The organism is Pseudomonas sp. SLFW, assembly GCF_009905615.1.
Taxonomy (GTDB): domain Bacteria; phylum Pseudomonadota; class Gammaproteobacteria; order Pseudomonadales; family Pseudomonadaceae; genus Aquipseudomonas; species Aquipseudomonas bambusae.
Genome location: NZ_JAAAKW010000002.1, coordinates 177,073 through 192,943 on the forward strand (window position 1 = coordinate 177,073; position 15,871 = coordinate 192,943).

At 61.2% G+C, this 15,871-nt stretch carries 13 protein-coding genes; 9 read left to right on the forward strand and 4 right to left on the reverse strand.

What is annotated here, in order from left to right; translation table 11 throughout:
* Positions 1–76: 76 nt before the first annotated feature.
* A complete protein-coding gene (locus GVN17_RS04160; protein WP_166593971.1) occupies positions 77–952 on the reverse strand; it encodes a LysR substrate-binding domain-containing protein in 876 nt (291 codons plus the stop codon).
* A gap of 361 nt (positions 953–1,313) precedes the next feature.
* On the opposite strand from GVN17_RS04160, the gene hflK (GVN17_RS04165) reads away from it, so the two are divergent.
* The 5 genes from hflK (GVN17_RS04165) (at position 1,314) to cfaB (ending at position 8,838) form a co-directional block, all read left to right on the forward strand.
* Positions 1,314–3,293, forward strand: coding sequence for a protease modulator HflK (hflK, locus tag GVN17_RS04165; RefSeq protein WP_166593972.1), 1,980 nt, complete (start codon positions 1,314–1,316; stop codon positions 3,291–3,293).
* A gap of 11 nt (positions 3,294–3,304) precedes the next feature.
* Positions 3,305–4,351: a protease modulator HflC gene (hflC, locus tag GVN17_RS04170; RefSeq protein WP_166593973.1), complete on the forward strand. Its 1,047-nt coding sequence runs from the start codon at positions 3,305–3,307 to the stop codon at positions 4,349–4,351.
* Entirely contained in the window at positions 4,348–5,415 is a 1,068-nt protein-coding gene (gene hflK / locus GVN17_RS04175) for a protease modulator HflK (RefSeq protein ID WP_166593974.1), read from the forward strand. The genes hflC and hflK (GVN17_RS04175) overlap by 4 nt, the downstream gene beginning before the upstream one ends.
* On the forward strand, positions 5,412–7,373 hold the full coding sequence (locus GVN17_RS04180) for a cation-translocating P-type ATPase (RefSeq protein ID WP_166593975.1): 1,962 nt from the start codon (positions 5,412–5,414) through the stop codon (positions 7,371–7,373). The genes hflK (GVN17_RS04175) and GVN17_RS04180 overlap by 4 nt, the downstream gene beginning before the upstream one ends.
* A gap of 280 nt (positions 7,374–7,653) precedes the next feature.
* Positions 7,654–8,838, forward strand: coding sequence for a C17 cyclopropane fatty acid synthase CfaB (gene cfaB, locus GVN17_RS04185; protein ID WP_166593976.1), 1,185 nt, complete (start codon positions 7,654–7,656; stop codon positions 8,836–8,838).
* 131 nt (positions 8,839–8,969) lie between these two features.
* On the opposite strand, the gene cls is transcribed toward cfaB, so the two are convergent.
* Positions 8,970–10,409, reverse strand: a complete 1,440-nt coding sequence (gene cls / locus GVN17_RS04190; RefSeq protein ID WP_166593977.1) for a cardiolipin synthase — start codon at positions 10,407–10,409, stop codon at positions 8,970–8,972.
* A gap of 186 nt (positions 10,410–10,595) precedes the next feature.
* Here cls and GVN17_RS04195 point away from each other — a divergent pair, with 186 nt between their 5' ends.
* Entirely contained in the window at positions 10,596–11,117 is a 522-nt protein-coding gene (locus GVN17_RS04195) for a DUF3617 domain-containing protein (protein WP_166593978.1), read from the forward strand.
* Between the two features lie 262 nt (positions 11,118–11,379).
* Positions 11,380–12,630, forward strand: coding sequence for an N-acetylmuramoyl-L-alanine amidase (locus tag GVN17_RS04200; protein WP_166593979.1), 1,251 nt, complete (start codon positions 11,380–11,382; stop codon positions 12,628–12,630).
* Here GVN17_RS04200 and GVN17_RS04205 read toward each other — a convergent pair.
* The gene (locus GVN17_RS04205) at positions 12,627–13,019 is read right to left on the reverse strand and encodes a glutamine synthetase (protein WP_256665070.1); all 393 of its coding nucleotides are present in this window, start codon (positions 13,017–13,019) and stop codon (positions 12,627–12,629) included. The genes GVN17_RS04200 and GVN17_RS04205 overlap by 4 nt on opposite strands.
* A gap of 89 nt (positions 13,020–13,108) precedes the next feature.
* Here GVN17_RS04205 and zigA point away from each other — a divergent pair, with 89 nt between their 5' ends.
* The gene (gene zigA, locus GVN17_RS04210) at positions 13,109–14,311 is read left to right on the forward strand and encodes a zinc metallochaperone GTPase ZigA (protein ID WP_166593980.1); all 1,203 of its coding nucleotides are present in this window, start codon (positions 13,109–13,111) and stop codon (positions 14,309–14,311) included.
* A 155-nt stretch (positions 14,312–14,466) separates the two neighbouring features.
* Here the strand turns inward: zigA and GVN17_RS04215 are convergent, their stop codons facing one another.
* Positions 14,467–14,838, reverse strand: a complete 372-nt coding sequence (locus GVN17_RS04215) for an NADH:ubiquinone oxidoreductase (protein ID WP_166593981.1) — start codon at positions 14,836–14,838, stop codon at positions 14,467–14,469.
* A 54-nt stretch (positions 14,839–14,892) separates the two neighbouring features.
* Here GVN17_RS04215 and GVN17_RS04220 point away from each other — a divergent pair, with 54 nt between their 5' ends.
* On the forward strand, positions 14,893–15,855 hold the full coding sequence (locus GVN17_RS04220; protein ID WP_166593982.1) for a GTP-binding protein: 963 nt from the start codon (positions 14,893–14,895) through the stop codon (positions 15,853–15,855).
* Positions 15,856–15,871 lie beyond the last annotated feature (16 nt).

A 15,871-nucleotide genomic window follows, 5' to 3' on the forward strand; every position in this document is an offset into this window, starting at 1 on the left:
AAGACCGAGTTATCAGATTTTACTGTCGCTTTGCGACAGATCGCGGGGCAAGCCATGCTCCTACAATTGATCCCATTCAGGGATTACTCGCCAGGCTCAGCCATTCGGTAAAGAGCTGCACCTTCGACAGCCCGAACTTGTCGTTCGGGATGTCGAGCCAATAGCCGTACGGGCCGATCACTTCGACCGGGGTGATCGGCAGCAGGCTGCCATTGGCCAGCTCGCGCTCGATCATCTGCCGGTCGATCACCGCCAGTCCGCCCCCTGACAGCGCGGTGTTGATCACCTGATCCAGCGTACTGAATTCCAGCCCTTGCGTCGCATCGACATCGATTCTTCCTACCGCGCTCAGCCAGTTCTCCCACACCTTCAGGCGCTTGCCTTCGTGGAGAATGTGCAGCAGCGGAAAACGCCGCAGGTCCGGCGCTTCGCCGTTGTCGAATAACTCGGGACTCGCCACCGCGATATGCCGCTCCATGACCAGCAATTGGCTATGACAGTGGGTGTCCGCCTCCAGTCCGAAGCGGATGTGACAGTCCACTTCCGCATATCCGTCGTGATTGGCCTGGTTGGTGATGCTCAGGCTGATGTCCGGATAACGCTGCACGAAGGTGCGCAATTGCGCCGACAGCCAGCGCGTGGCCCACGTCGGCGGAGCGAGAATGCGCAGGCGTTGGCGCAGGTTGGGTACGCGCACGGCTTGCAGCGAACGTTCGATGTGATCGAACGCCTGGGCCAGATTCGGCGACAGTGCGGCGCCCGACTCGGTGAGCGACAGGCCTCGCGGCGTGCGAATGAACAGCGTGATGCCCAGGTAATCTTCGAGCTGCTTGATCTGCCGGCTGATGGCGCCTTGGGTCACGTTCAGCGATTCCGCCGCCTTGTTAAAACTGCGGTGCCGAGCGACCTCTTCGAAGATGCGCAAGGTGTTCAACGAAGGCAATTGACGCATCGAACAGGCTCCAGCGCTGACCTTTCAAGCGGCCACTCGTGTCGTGTCGAGCGGATCGGAAAGGGTGGATCAGCGGTGTGTATTTTTAGAGGAATTTTGTAGGAGGTATCTGACGCTGTGGCGCACGCCGATGCAAGGCCCGCGCGCAGAAAATGACGTCGTGGGGGCGCCCTTTGCGGGCTAACCTGTCTGCTGGCTGTCTGAGTGAATAATTCGTCATCTTCCGACGTGTTGATCAGACGAAAATTTCACGACTTCTGTTATATCGTAACGCCCCGTTAAACTGTGTTTCGGGATGCGTATCCCACGACGTGGACAGGCAGGGTAATGACTACAGCGTTCAGCAAGGTGTGGAGTGTCGATGCGGGTTGATCTGGATGTTGAAGGTGCAACGCCTGCAAGTCTGCCGAGGTTTCAGCGCGCGAGCTTTCATGCTCGGCGCCTGTCGCGATTGACCTACGTGCTGGGCACCATGGGCGTGATCGGCCTGGTGCTTTCGCTGTTCGTTGACCTGTTTTCCCCCAATTCCCTATGGACTGCCGTGCTGACCAACAGCGCCGCGAGCCTGCTGGTGCTGGCGTCGGCCATGCAGTCGGCGCAGGTGGTGGCCTTGTGGCGCGCCCGTGTCATCGCGCCGGACGACGTGGCGGTGGTGGCGGACGAAGACGTCGTCGCCGACGAGCAGGGCTGGTACGACCGCATGCTCGGTCGCATCGGCGGGGCCGGAACCTCGATGGTCGGTCAGATCGGGGCGTCGGTGTTCTGGCTCGCGGGCTGGTCACTGTTGGCGCTGATCAGCATTTCGTTGGTCTGGAACCTCGCACTAATCGGTACCAATGTCGGCCTGACCGGCAGCGTGGTCGGTGGTCTGTTGCTGCTGATCGGCTTTGGCCTGTTGGTGCTGGAGCGCCAGTTCAGCAACGAATCCGAAGCGTCGTGGCCTGAAGCCGAACAACTGGCGCAGATCACGCGCATGGCCATTGGCACGTTGCTGATCGCGGCGCTTTGTCTGTTCTTTTCGTCGGTTGAGCGGGTCTGGCCTGCGCGTCTGGCGGTGTTGGTCGGCCTGCTGCCGGGGCTGGTGGCGCTCGAATTGCTGATCCGCGCACTGCTGTCGGTTTTCAGCCCGCGCAACGACCGGCTTGAGCCGCGCCTGGTCGCGAGCAGTTTCGCTGCTGGTCTCCTGCGCTGGCCGCCGCGTCCGCTGACTGCGCTGCAGAACGAATTGCACAACCGCTTCGGCATCGACCTGCGGCAGATCTGGGCGTTTACCTACATGCGTCGCGCCTTCTTGCCCGTCATGGCCGTGATCGTCGCGTTGGGTTGGGCCCTGAGCGGCGTGCACGAAATTCCGATGCAGGGGCGAGGCATTTATGAGCGTTTCGGTAAGCCCGTCGAAGTCATGGGACCGGGCCTCCACGCCGGGCTGCCATGGCCGTTCGGGACCGTGCGGCCGGTAGAGAATGGCGTCGTGCACGAGTTGGCGACCAGCGTTTCCGAGGACGCCAACGCCAAAAACAACGACGCGGAACAGGTGCGCGATCCGGCTGAAGGGCCGCCGCCCGCGGTTGCGAACCGGCTGTGGGACGCGACCCATATCAACGATAAATCCCAAGTGATCGCCAGCGGCTCGGGCGACAAGCAGAGCTTCCAGATCGTCAACATGGACGTGCGCTTCGTCTACCGCATCGGTCTCGACGATCAGGCCGCCATGGCCGCGACCTACAACAGCGCCGACATTCCGAGCCTGATTCGCAGCACCGCCAGCCGCGTGCTGGTGCATGATTTCGCCTCGCGGACCCTCGATGAATTGCTCGGCGAGCAGCGCACTGATCTGGCCGCCGACATTGGCACTGCCGTGGCGCGGGACCTGAAGAAACTCGACAGCGGCGTGGAAATCCTCGCGACGGTCGTCGAATCGATTCACCCGCCGGCCGGTGCCGCCAACGCGTATCACGCCGTTCAAGCGGCGCAGATCAGCGCTCAAGCGCTCATTTCCCGCGAACGAGGCGCCGCTGCCGATCAGGCCAACCTGGCGCAGTTGCACGCCAGCGTGGCGCACGATCAGGCCGCCGCCAGTTCCCGCGAAGTCATGGCCACGGCGCAAAGCGCGGACCTGCGTTTCAGCGCCGAACAACAAGGCTACGCCAAGGCCGGTCAGGCGTTTCTGCTGGAGCAGTACCTGAGTCAACTGACCCTGGGCGTGACCCACGCCAAATTGCTCGTTCTGGATCATCGACTGGGCGGCACCAGCGCCCCCACTATCGATCTGCGTTCTTTCACCCTCCCGGTCGACCCTGCGGCGTCGCCAAAGTCGGCTGAACAGCCAATGGCTGAATAAGGAGTCGTCCCTTGAGTCTGTTTCATTCCCACGACCATCACGACCATTCAGGTCACGACCACGGCGGTCACGGCCATCACCATGGCCACCATCACCACGGCGAAGCGTCGGGGCCGGTGGGTTTTCCGTGGCGTCGCGCCGGGCTGGCAGCGGTGTTGATCGCGTTTGCCGTGGCAGCCGCGAGCCTGGTGCAGGTGCGTTCTGGCGAAGCCACTGTCATCACCCGTTTCGGTAACCCGTCCCGCGTGCTGCTCGACCCGGGTTTGAGCTGGCGCTGGCCCGCGCCATTCGAGGCGGCGATTCCAGTGGACCTGCGGCTGCGCACCACCTCCAGCGGCTTGCAGGACGTGGGCACTCGCGACGGCCTGCGCATCATCGTGCAGGCCTACGTCGCCTGGCAGGTGCAGGGCGACCCTGACAACGTGAAGCGCTTCATGCGTGCGGTGCAGAACGAACCGGACGAAGCGGCGCGGCAGATCCGCACCTTCGTCGGTTCGGCGCTGGAAACCACGGCGGCAAGCTTCGACCTGTCGAGCCTGATCAACACCGACGCCAACCAAGTGCGCATCGGCGACTTCGAAAACCAACTGCGCCAGCAGATCGACAAGCAATTGCTCACGACCTATGGCGTGCGCGTCCTGCAAGTGGGCGTCGAGCGTCTGACACTGCCGTCGGTGACCCTCAACGCGACGGTCGACCGCATGCGCGCCGAACGTGAAACCATCGCCACCGAACGCACGGCCATCGGCAAGCGTGAAGCCGCGCAGATTCGCTCGGCAGCGGAACGCGATGCGCGCATCGTCGAAGCGGACGCCACCGTCAAAGCTGCCGACATCGAAGCGCAATCCCGCGTCGAAGCCGCTCTCATCTACGGCCGCGCTTACGCCAGCTCGCCGCAGCTGTACAACCTGCTGCGCTCGCTGGACACCCTAGGCACCGTGGTCGGCCCGACCACCAAGCTGATCCTGCGCACAGACGCCGCGCCGTTCCGCGTATTGGTGGATGGCCCGCCGAGCCTTGATGCCAAGCCGGATGGCAAAGCTGGAACGCAGCCATGAGTGAGCAGGACTCGACCCCGATCGAGCGCCCGGCGGTGAACAGCCCTTGGCTGCAAGCGAGTCGGTTGGCGTTCATGGGCTTGTATGTCGTGACGTTGCTGGCGGCACTGGGTTGGGCGGTGTCCAACGTGCGCCAGATTGATCCGCAAAACCGCGCCGTGGTCTTCCGCTTTGGTGAGCTGGATCGCGTGCAGAACGCCGGTCTTTTGCTGGCCTGGCCGCAGCCTTTCGAGCAAGTGGTGCTGCTGCCGTCAGCGGACCGCGTGATCGAACGCCACGTGGAAACGCTGCTGCGCTCGCCCACGGCCCAGGCCGCTGACAAGGTCACCAGCTTCGCGACGCCGATGAGCGACGCGCTGGCCGGTTCGGGCTATCTGCTGACGGGCGATGCCGGTGTCGTACAGCTGGATGTGACGGCGTACTACAAGGTCACCGACCCCCGTGAGTTCGTGTTGCAGGGTGAGCACGTGTTGCCTGCGCTGGATCGTCTGGTCAATCGCAGCGCGGTCAGCCTGACGGCAGCGCGGGACCTGGACACGATTCTGGTGGCGCGCCCCGAGCTGATCGGCTCAGACAGCCAGGCCGCCGAGCGTCGTGAGCGTCTGCGGGGTGATCTGGTGCAAGGGATCAACACCCGCCTCGAAGACCTGACCGCCACCGGCATTGGCTTGGGGGTGGAAGTGGTGCGGGTGGACGTCCAGTCCAGCTTGCCGCCTGCCGCCGTCAACGCCTTCAACGCCGTGCTGACCGCCAGCCAGCAAGCCGATCAGGCCGTCGCCAATGCGCGCACGGACGCTGAGAAGCAAAACCAGACTGCCAATCAGCAGGCCGACCGCACCTTGCAGGTCGCCCATGCCCAAGCGTCCGAGCGACTGGCCAAGGCCCAGACCGACACCGCCGCCGTCACCGGTCTGGCGCAATCGATCCAGAACAAGAGCGACCCGGGTCTGCTGCTGCGGATCTACCGCGAGCGCGTGCCGGGCATTCTGAAGCAGGCCGGTTCCGTGACGACGGTCGATCCCCATGACGATTCACGCCTGATCATTCAGGGAGCCGACAAATGAGTGCCGACGCCGCACATAACCACGACCACACTCACGACCACGAGCATCATCACGCGGACACCCCCACGCCCGGCAGCATGCTGACCAGCAACGAACAGCGCAGCGCTGCGCGGCAACTGACCCTAGCCATGCTCGCCTTGGGCTTGCTGGCGCTGGGGCTGGTCTGGCGATTCTTCGCACCCGAGCAGGTCGGCGTCAGCCAGTTGCTGCTGGGCGTGGCGTCTTTGCTGGTGGCGATTCCCGTGGTCAGCGCCGGTTGGTACAGCCTGCGTTACCCGAGCCTGCACGGCATCACCGATCAGCTCATCGCGCTGGCCATGCTCGGTGCCTGGGCCACGGGCGACCTGATGACCGCCGCGCTGCTGCCGATCATCATGATCTTCGGCCACGTGCTGGAAGAGCGCAGCGTCATTGGCTCGCAAGAGGCGATTCAGGCCCTCGGCAAACTCACCCGTAGCCATGCGCGTTTGATCGGAGCCGATGGCACGATTCGCGAAGTGGACAACGGCTCTCTCGTCGCGGGTGATCGCGTCGAAGTGCGCGCCGGTGATCGGGTGCCTGCTGACGGTTTGGTGATGTCGGGTCAGGCCAGTCTCGACACCGCGCCCATCACGGGAGAATCAGTGCCTCTCGAAGCGCGTGCGGGCATGGAAGTGTTCGGCGGTGCGATCAACCTCGACGGTCTGCTGCGCATCGAAGTGGCGCGCATCGGCAACGAATCGACGCTCGGCAAAGTCATCGCGCTGATGCAGAACGCCGAACGTTCGAAGCCGCCGATCACGCGTTTGCTGGAACGCTACGCGGGCAGCTACATGGTGCTGGTGTTGCTGATCGCGGCGGTCACCTGGTTCATCACCAACAACGCACAGGCGATGCTCGCCGTGCTGGTGGCGGCGTGTCCTTGTGCGCTGGTGTTGTCGGCACCTGCCACGGCCATCGCCGGGATCGCGGTCGCGGCCCGCCACGGCATTCTGATTCGCAGCTCGGCGTTTCTCGAAGAACTCGCGGACCTGACCTCCCTGGTGGTCGACAAGACCGGCACGCTGACCTACGGCAGCCTGCGTTTGCAATCGGTGCAGGCCGAGGCGGGCGCGGGCGATGACGTGATTACGCTCGCGGCCAGCCTGGGTTCCGCCAGCAGCCACCCGGTCAGTCGCGCACTGGCAGGGCTGGTGGAAAAGGATCATTTGCTGGCGCTGGAAGACATTCGCGAACGTCAGGGGCTGGGGGTCATCGCACAAACAGGCCGTGGTGAAGCGGCGATGGGCCGCCCCGAGCTGTTCGCGCAACTTGGAATCGAGACCTCGCCCGTGCCCAACCATGACGGTCCGATTGCGGGGCTGGCGGTCAATGGTGTGTTCCTGGCCTGGCTGCTGCTGGCCGACAGCCTCAAGCCCGAAGCGCGTCAGGCGTTGAGCGAACTGCGCGAGCTGGGCATGGGGCGTCAGTTGCTGCTGACCGGCGACCGTCAGAGCGTGGCGGACAGCCTCGGTGCCGAAGTCGGCATCAGCGACATCCACGCGCAGGCATTGCCGGAAGACAAACTCAACCGTGTCATGGGCGAGATCAAGAGCGGCTTCCGGCCCATGGTTGTGGGCGATGGCATCAACGACTCCCTCGCACTGAAGGCAGGTGTCGTGGGTGTGGCGATGGGGGCGGGCGGTGCGGACATTGCGCTGGCGTCTGCCGACATCGTGCTGATCGGCAGTGACTTGCGTCGTCTGGGCACATGCGTGCGTCTGAGCCGCCAATGTCGCTCCACGCTGCAGGTGAACGTGATTATCGGGCTGGGATGGACGCTGGCGATTGTCGCACTGGCAGCCTTTGGCGTCCTCGGTGCGGCGGGCGCGATGATCGCCGCTGTGCTGCATAACCTCAGCACGCTGCTGGTTTTGGGTAACGCAGGGCGCCTGTTGCGCTTTCACGAACCCATCGCGAAATTTCACATGCCGTCGTAAGTCTTTGATTCGGCGCCCTCTCTGAGAGCGCCGGATTAGACGCCTGCACTAAGTATAAAAATTCGCTTGAGCTTTGAAGAACTCTGTAACAAATTACCTATCAGTCATGCAGAGGGTGCTCCATTGCAGGCTTCAAATTGGCTCGAAACCTAGGGGCATGGAAGTACCCGGCAGTAGGTTCCACGTTGTCATTCATAAAAGCCGATAGCCTGACGGTTCCTGCTCTGGAACCGGTTTTGGACTACCCTTTTCCGTGTTTCTGGATCAGGGGGTTTTCTCAATGCTCGCGCAACTTCCACCGGCGTTACAGAAGCTTCACTTACCACTGCGACTCAAGCTCTGGGATGGCAATGAAGTCGAGTTGGGGGCAGACCCCAGCGTCACGATTGTCGTCAAGGACCCCTCGCTGGTGTCCGATTTCACTCACCCAAGTCTCGACCTCCTGGGCAGCGCCTTCGTTGAAGGCCGTCTGGAGCTCGAAGGCTCGATCAGCGAAGTCATGCGCGTCTGCGACGAGCTGACGGCCGCGCTGGTGGACGAGGATGACGATGTCGTCCCGGTGCGCACCGAGCACGACAAGGAAACCGACGCCAAGTCGATCTCCTACCACTACGACCTTTCCAACGACTTCTACCGGCTGTGGCTGGACAAGGAGATGGTCTATTCCTGCGCCTACTTCAAGACCGGCACCGAGACGCTGGAGCAAGCGCAGCAGGACAAATTCCATCACCTGTGTCGGAAACTGCGCCTGAAGCCTGGGGAATACTTGCTCGACGTGGGCTGTGGCTGGGGCGGACTGGCCCGCTTCGCGGCCCGAGAGTACGGTGTGAAAGTATTCGGCATCACCCTGAGCCGCGAGCAACTGGCGCTGGCGCGGGAGCGCGTGAAAGCCGAAGGGCTGGAAGACCGGGTTGAGCTGCAACTGCTGGATTATCGGGACCTGCCGCAAGATGGCCGCTTCGACAAGATCGTCAGCGTCGGCATGTTCGAACACGTGGGCCACGCCAACCTTGAGCTGTACGCCAAGTGTCTGTTCGGCGCGGTGAAGGAGGGCGGTCTGGTAATGAACCACGGCATCACCGCCAAGCATACCGATGGCCGTCCAGTGGGGCGCGGCGCCGGAGATTTCATTGATCGTTACGTGTTCCCAAATGGTGAGCTGCCGCACTTGGCGATGATCAGCGGGTTCATCAGCGAGGCAGGGTTGGAAGTGGTGGACGTGGAAAGTCTGCGTTTGCATTACGCCAAAACCCTCGATCACTGGAGCGCCCGTCTGGAAGAGAAGCTCGACGTAGCGGCGGCGATGGTGCCGGAACAGGCCTTGCGGATTTTCAGGCTGTATCTGGCGGGTTGCGCGTATGCGTTTTCGAAGGGGTGGATCAACCTGCATCAGATTCTGGCCGTGAAGCCCCGAGCCGATGGCAGCCACGACCTGCCGCTGACGCGGGACGATCTTTACCCTTAACAGCGCGCCGATCCCCTGTAGGAGCGAATTCATTCGCGAAGCGGTTTTACAGTCGATGGATGTGCGTCGGATGTAACGGCCAATCGCGAATGAATTCGCTCCCACACGGGGCGTGAGCCTCCGCGAATAAATCACAAAATCGGCGAGATCAACCGCGCCACGCGCATCCCCAACTGCTGTAAGTGGTGAGTCTCTTTGCTTTCCTCAATGGAAATCTCATGGGCCTGGGCGAAATCGTCGCTGAGCATGGCTTCCACCTCCCGCGCAAACTCCTCGTCCACGGTCAGCAGCATCAGCTCGAAATTCAGGCGGAACGAGCGGTTGTCCAGATTGGCGCTGCCGATCGCCGAAATCTCGTTGTCCACCAGCACCACCTTCTGATGCAGGAACCCCGGCTTGTAGCGGAACATCCGCACGCCCGCGCGCACCGCTTCGAACGCGAACAGGCTGGACGCCGCGTAGACCGTGTAATGGTCAGGCCGCGAGGGCAGCAGCAGGCGCACATCCACCCCGCGTAATACCGCCAGCCGCAAGGCCGCCGATACCGCTTCGTCCGGGATGAAATACGGCGTGGTGATCCACACGCGCTCGGTTGCGGCATGAATGGCTTCCACGAAGAACAGCGAGCAGGTCTCTTGCGAGTCAGCCGGGCCGGTGGCGAGGAACTGGCACAGCACGCCGTCTTCGGGGTAGCTCTCCGGCAGGATCAGCGGCGGCAGTTCGCGGGTTGCCCAGAACCAGTCCTCGGCAAACGATTCCTGCAAACACGCCACCACTGGGCCGACGATGGACACGTGCGTGTCTCGCCACGGCGCCAGCGGTGGCTTGAGGCCCATGTATTCGTCGCCGACGTTATGGCCGCCGACAAACCCCTTCACGCCATCCACCACGACGATCTTGCGGTGGTTGCGGAAGTTGACTTGAAAGCGATTGAGCCATCCGCCGCGCGTGGCAAAGGCTTTGATTTGTACGCCGCCTGCCCGAAGTTTTTCGACGTAGCTGGCGGGCAGCGAGTGGCTGCCAATACGGTCGTACAACACGAAAATCTCGACGCCCTCGGCGGCCTTCTCTAACAGCAGCGACTGCAATCGGCGCCCGAGCCCGTCGTCATGAATGATGAAAAACTGCACGAACACCACGCGCTTCGCCGCCCGTATCGCATCGAAAATGGCCGTGAACGTGGCGTCCCCGTTGATCAGCAGTTTCACTTCGTTGTTGGCGAGGCACGGCATCCGTCCGAGCTTGGGCATGGCGCGCAGCGACTCATAGGCATCCGAGCGCCGTGCCGCGACGGCTTCTTCGATCCAGGGTTTCCAGTTGAAATCGACGATGGCATTGCGCATCTCGTTGTTGGCCTGACGACGCGCCTTGATGTAGGCGTCGAAGGTGCTGCGGCCAAAGACCAGATAAGGAATGAGTGTGATGTAAGGGATGAAAATCAGCGGCATCGCCCAAGCAATCGAGCCTTGTGCGGTGCGCACGGTCAGCAGAGCGTGAATCGCTGCTACGATGCCGAGCAGGTGAGTAAAACCAAGCAGATAGCCAAAGAAATACGGGCTGTGGTAATCCATGCGCAACCTTGTGTTCGAGGCGTATAGGTGTCTAACAGACCACAGCGGGCGGGGATTGTCGCTATTTTATTCTGGCTGCAACTGGTTATCGGATTCGCCGTCTAAGCGTCATCGTCTAGCGACCTCGCTCGGTCTCGCTGGCATGCCGCAATCACACTGTTTCAGGCAAAAAAGGAAAACAGATTCATGAAAAAGCGCGTATTGGCGTTGATGGTTTGTCTGGCTGCGCCCTTCGCTCAAGCGCAAGTGCTTCAGCCCGGCTTGTGGGAGCTGACGTCGAGCAACATGCAGGTCGATGGCCAGCAGATGCCGGACATGCAAATCATGCTCGCCCAACTGCAAATGATGGCCCCTGAACAGCGTGCGGCCATGGAACAAATGCTGGCAAAACAAGGGATTACCTTGGGCGGTCAAGGCGTTCGGGTGTGTCTGACGCCCGAACAGGTGAAGAACGAGCAGATTCCGCTGACCGATCCCAAGACCGGCTGCACTCAGCAAATCACTGACCGCAACGGGCCTACCTGGAAATTCAAGTTCAGTTGCCCACGTGCCCAAGGCACCGGCACTGCGCAGTTCTTGAGTGATCGCCAGTTCACCACCCACGTCATTGGCTCGTTCAATGCCACCGGCCAGCAGCAGAATGGCAGCATGGACACTAAAGCCGTGTGGCTGGGCCAGAACTGCGGAACGGTCAAACCGCGCACTTAACTCGCTGCAGTACGACCGTTCGTCCGAACGCCCCGTTTACCGGGGCGTTTTTATTTTCAGCGCCAGATTCGTGTCCATGTTCCACGTGGAACATCTTGTTGTTTCACATGAGTTTTTGCCTGTTACCCCTTGTTTTAAAGCGGAAAACTCAGCGCATTTCTGTAAAAAGCTTCATCTTCACCGAATGACCTGCATGTTATATTGTTACGAAGAATGTCGTTTCTATCCGGGCTGGGATGCTCATCTTTTTTCGGAACGTGTCATGCATCGACGTCAAATGCTGCTCAATATGCTTTTGGCCAGCGCCGCCTTCGCGCTCCCTTTCTCTGTTAATGCTGCCAATGCCGCGCAAATTCGCAACGCCCGTCTCTGGCGTTCCGATAACAAGCTGCGACTGGTCTTCGACCTCAGTGGTCCGGTGCAGTACAAAACCTTCACCCTCAGCGCCCCTGAACGCATCATCATTGATGTGAGCGGCGCGCGTCTGGAAGGCAACTTCCCTGAGCTGGCGCTGGAAAACACGCCGATCAAAGCGATTCGTTCGGGCCATTTCGGACAGGGCGACACGCGCATCGTGCTAGACCTCGCATCGCCCGTGCAGCTCAACAGCTTCCTGCTCGGTCCAGAAGGTGCGCAAGGCAACCGGTTGGTGGTCGATCTCGGTAACGATTTGAAGCCACATGTGCCGGTGCAACTGGCAGCTGCGCCCGCCGCGCTGGTCAAGGAACCGCCTCCACCCGTGCTGGACAAAGCGCATCCGAAGCGCGACATCATGGTCGTGGTCGATGCCGGTCATGGTGGTAAAGACCCTGGCGCTGTCGGCTCCAAGGGTGAGCGCGAGAAAGACGTGGTGTTGTCCATCGCGCAACTGCTCGCTAAGCGGTTGAAGCGTGAGAAAGGCTTCGACGTGCGTCTGGTGCGTAACGACGACTTCTTCGTCCCGTTGCGCAAACGCGTAGACATCGCTCGCAAATACAACGCTGACATGTTCATCTCGGTGCACGCCGATGCGGCACCGAGGCTGACGGCTTCAGGTGCATCGGTGTTCGCGTTGTCTGAAAACGGCGCGACCTCGGCCACGGCCCGTTTCATGGCTCAGCGCGAGAATGGCGCGGACTTGATTGGCGCGACCAGCCTGTTGAACCTGAAAGACAAGGACCCGATGCTCGCGGGCGTGATTCTCGACATGTCGATGAACGCGACCATTGCGGCGAGCCTGCAACTGGGTCACACCGTGCTCGGCAGTCTGGAAGGCGTCACCACGCTGCATCAGAAACGCGTCGAGCAGGCCGGGTTTGCGGTGCTGAAATCGCCGGACGTGCCGTCGATTCTGGTCGAGACCGGCTTTATCTCCAACAGCCGCGACAGCCAGCGTCTGGTGACGGCGCGCCACCAACAGGCCGTGGCGGATGGGCTGTTCACCGGGATGAAGCAATACTTCGAGGCCAACCCACCTGCAGGCTCGTTCATCGCTTGGCGGCAGGAGCAGAAGGCGGAACAGGCGGTCGTTTAACGACAGCCCATCACGCGATCACAGGTGATCTTGCTCCGGCTGCCGCTGGAGCTGGACACCCGGCTGATCGTCGTCCAGCCGACTTTCTGGATGTACCCCACCCAGGCCTCGCCATCCGAGGCCAACCCCGTGAAAAACGTTATCGAGCCATAACGGCTGTTGGTTTGCGCCCACGTGCGATTGCCCACGCTTTCGTACCCGCGCAAATACATCGTCGTGCCCGACATCGCCACGCTGTACTGGTTGTTATAGGCGTCGATGCACGCCAGCAAAGTTGCGCTGCGCGTACATAACGCCCGATCCAGCCTCGGCGACGGAGGTGCAGCCCACACCTGTGTGCCTAGCAGCAGAGCGACAAACCCGGCGAAAACGTTGGAAACCCTGACCATCGAGCGGACCTTGTAAAAAGTGTTAGCAGGTTTGCATTGTTATACTATAACGTAAAAAGCACCTGAACTTGCTACCTGATGAGACCTCCATGAACCGCCTCCCCGTAACCGTCCTGTCCGGCTTTCTCGGTGCCGGCAAAAGCACGCTGCTCAATCATGTCCTGCGCAACCGCGAGAACCTGCGCGTCGCCGTGATCGTCAACGACATGAGCGAAATCAACATCGACGGTAGCGAAGTCCAGCGCGACGTCAGCCTCAATCGCGCCGAAGAAAAACTCGTCGAAATGAGCAACGGCTGCATCTGCTGCACCCTGCGTGAAGACCTGCTGGAAGAAGTCAGCCGGCTCGCCAAGGATGGGCGCTTCGATTATCTGCTGATCGAGTCGACGGGCATCTCCGAGCCGCTGCCGGTGGCCGAGACGTTCACCTTTCGCGACGAGTCAGGGCAGAGTCTCGCCGATATTGCGCGGCTCGACACCATGGTAACGGTGGTTGATGGCCTTAATTTCTTGCAGGACTATCAGGCCGCCGAAAGTCTGGATACACGCGGGGAAACGATGGGTGAAGACGACGAGCGCTCGATCACCGATTTGCTGATCGAACAGGTCGAGTTTGCCGACGTGATTCTGATCAGCAAGATCGATCTCATCAGCACCAGCGACCGCCTTGAGCTAATGGCCATCCTCAAAAGCCTCAACAGCCAGGCCGAGATTTTGCCGATGGTGATGGGCGCGGTGCCCTTGGGCAAGATTCTGGATACGGGCCGTTTCGACTTTGAGCGGGCAGCTCAGGCGCCGGGCTGGCTGAAGGAATTGCGTGGCGAACACACACCGGAAACCGACGAGTACGGTATCGCGTCGACAGCCTACCGAGCGCGTCGCCCGTTTCATCCGCAACGCTTCTTCGACTTCATCAACCAGCCATGGACTAACGGCAAACTGCTGCGCTCCAAGGGGTTCTTCTGGCTGGCGAACAAGCACCAGGAGGCGGGGAGCTGGTCCCAGGCGGGTGGGCTGATGCGCCATGGCTTCGCCGGTCGCTGGTGGCGTTTCGTGCCCAAGGCCCACTGGCCGCAAGATGAGGAGAGCACAGAGGTCATCATGCGCTGTTGGCTGGCGCAGACCGGAGATTGCCGTCAGGAGTTGGTGTTCATCGGCCAGAACATCGACTTCGCACAACTCACGGCAGATCTCGATGCCTGCCTGCTGACCGACATTGAAATGGCCGCCGGTGTTGAAGCCTGGGCGCAGTTGGATGATCCGTTTGGTGATTGGCATGGTGAGGCTGCGTAATGCGAAGGCTTAGCGCGGTGGAACAACTGTGGGAGCGAATTCATTCGCGAGAGGACGGTACATTCGATAGAGATTTGTCGAATGTACCTACGCATCGCGAATGAATTCGCTCCCACAGGACTGTGTGCATTCGTCAGATCAAATGGTTTGGATGCTCACTGCGCCTTCCACACCCCTTTGCTCTGCTCCTCGCAGAACGGCTTGAGGAACGCGGCGTCGCTGGCCACGCCGTAATAGTGAATGTTCTGCCGATAAGGCATATTGGCGACTTGCGCGTTGCTGCACTGGCCGAATGACCCGCTCGGGCACTGTTCGGCGTAGGTCACTTCGATTTTCTGATCCTTCAACTGCGGTTTGCAGAAGCCGTCGTGGAACAGATCGGGCGGAATGGTGAGATTTTCCTGACAGACTTTCACGTCAAGCCGCTCGGCCTGGCTGTGGACTACACAGGATTCGGCCCACGCCTGACTCGACGTGACCGCCAACAGCATCAACGCCAGCCGCGTGGGCAGCCAGATTGCTCGCATTCATTACCTCCGTGTGCGCTCGTTCTCGGGAGCGACGTTCAAGAATGGCCGGACATGCTGCAGAACATCCCCACCCATGTCATTGCTGGCCCTTTGGGCGCAGGCAAGACCAGCCTGATCAAGTACCTGTTGTCGCAGAAACCGGCGAATGAACGCTGGGCGATTCTGATCAACGAGTTCGGCCAGATAGGTCTGGACGCGGCACTGCTCAGCACGGCGCAAGATGGTATCGCACTTGGTGAAGTCGCTGGCGGTTGCCTGTGCTGCGTCAACGGTGCGCCGTTTCAGATCGGACTGGGTCGATTGCTGCGCAAGGCTCGGCCGGACCGACTGTTCATCGAGCCGTCCGGTCTCGGGCATCCCGTCCAGCTGTTGAAGCAATTGCGAGAGGCGCCGTGGCTCGGGGTGCTGGCCGTTCAGCCCAGCGTCATCGTTCTGGACGCTCGGGCCCTTGCAGCCGGAAAACCTCTCCCGCCGACTCAACAAGAGGCTGTGGGAAACGCCGGTCTGTTGGTGCTTAACAAATCGGAGGGGCTGAACGCCGCGGCCCGAGACACCCTCGTCACGATGCTGCCCGAACGCGCTGTGTGCTGGACTGAATCTGGCGCGCTGCCGCTGCAACGCTTGCCCGGCATCGATGCAAAAGCCAATGAGGGTGTGGATAAGTTCGTTGCGTTCCGATCTCTTGCTCAATTGCCAGCGGTCTGGGTCGACCCGATGACGCCGATTTGTCTGAGTCAGGCTCAGCCTGAAGGCTGGAGCATTGGCTGGCGTTGGCACCCGGAGCGTATTTTCGATGCGGCCAGAGTCCAAGGTTGGCTGCGAAGCCTTGAATGGCGCCGTGCCAAGCTGGTTATCCACAGCGGATCGGGGTGGGTTTCGGGCAATGCGCTGGAGAGCGGCGAGTTTGAATGGGCGCCGAGTGAATGGCGCAAGGATTCGAGGCTTGAATTGATTTTCAATGAACCTCAAGCCGAGGTTCAACTGACCGCGCAGCTCGCGAACTGTATGGCCTAGCGCTGCTTATCCACAG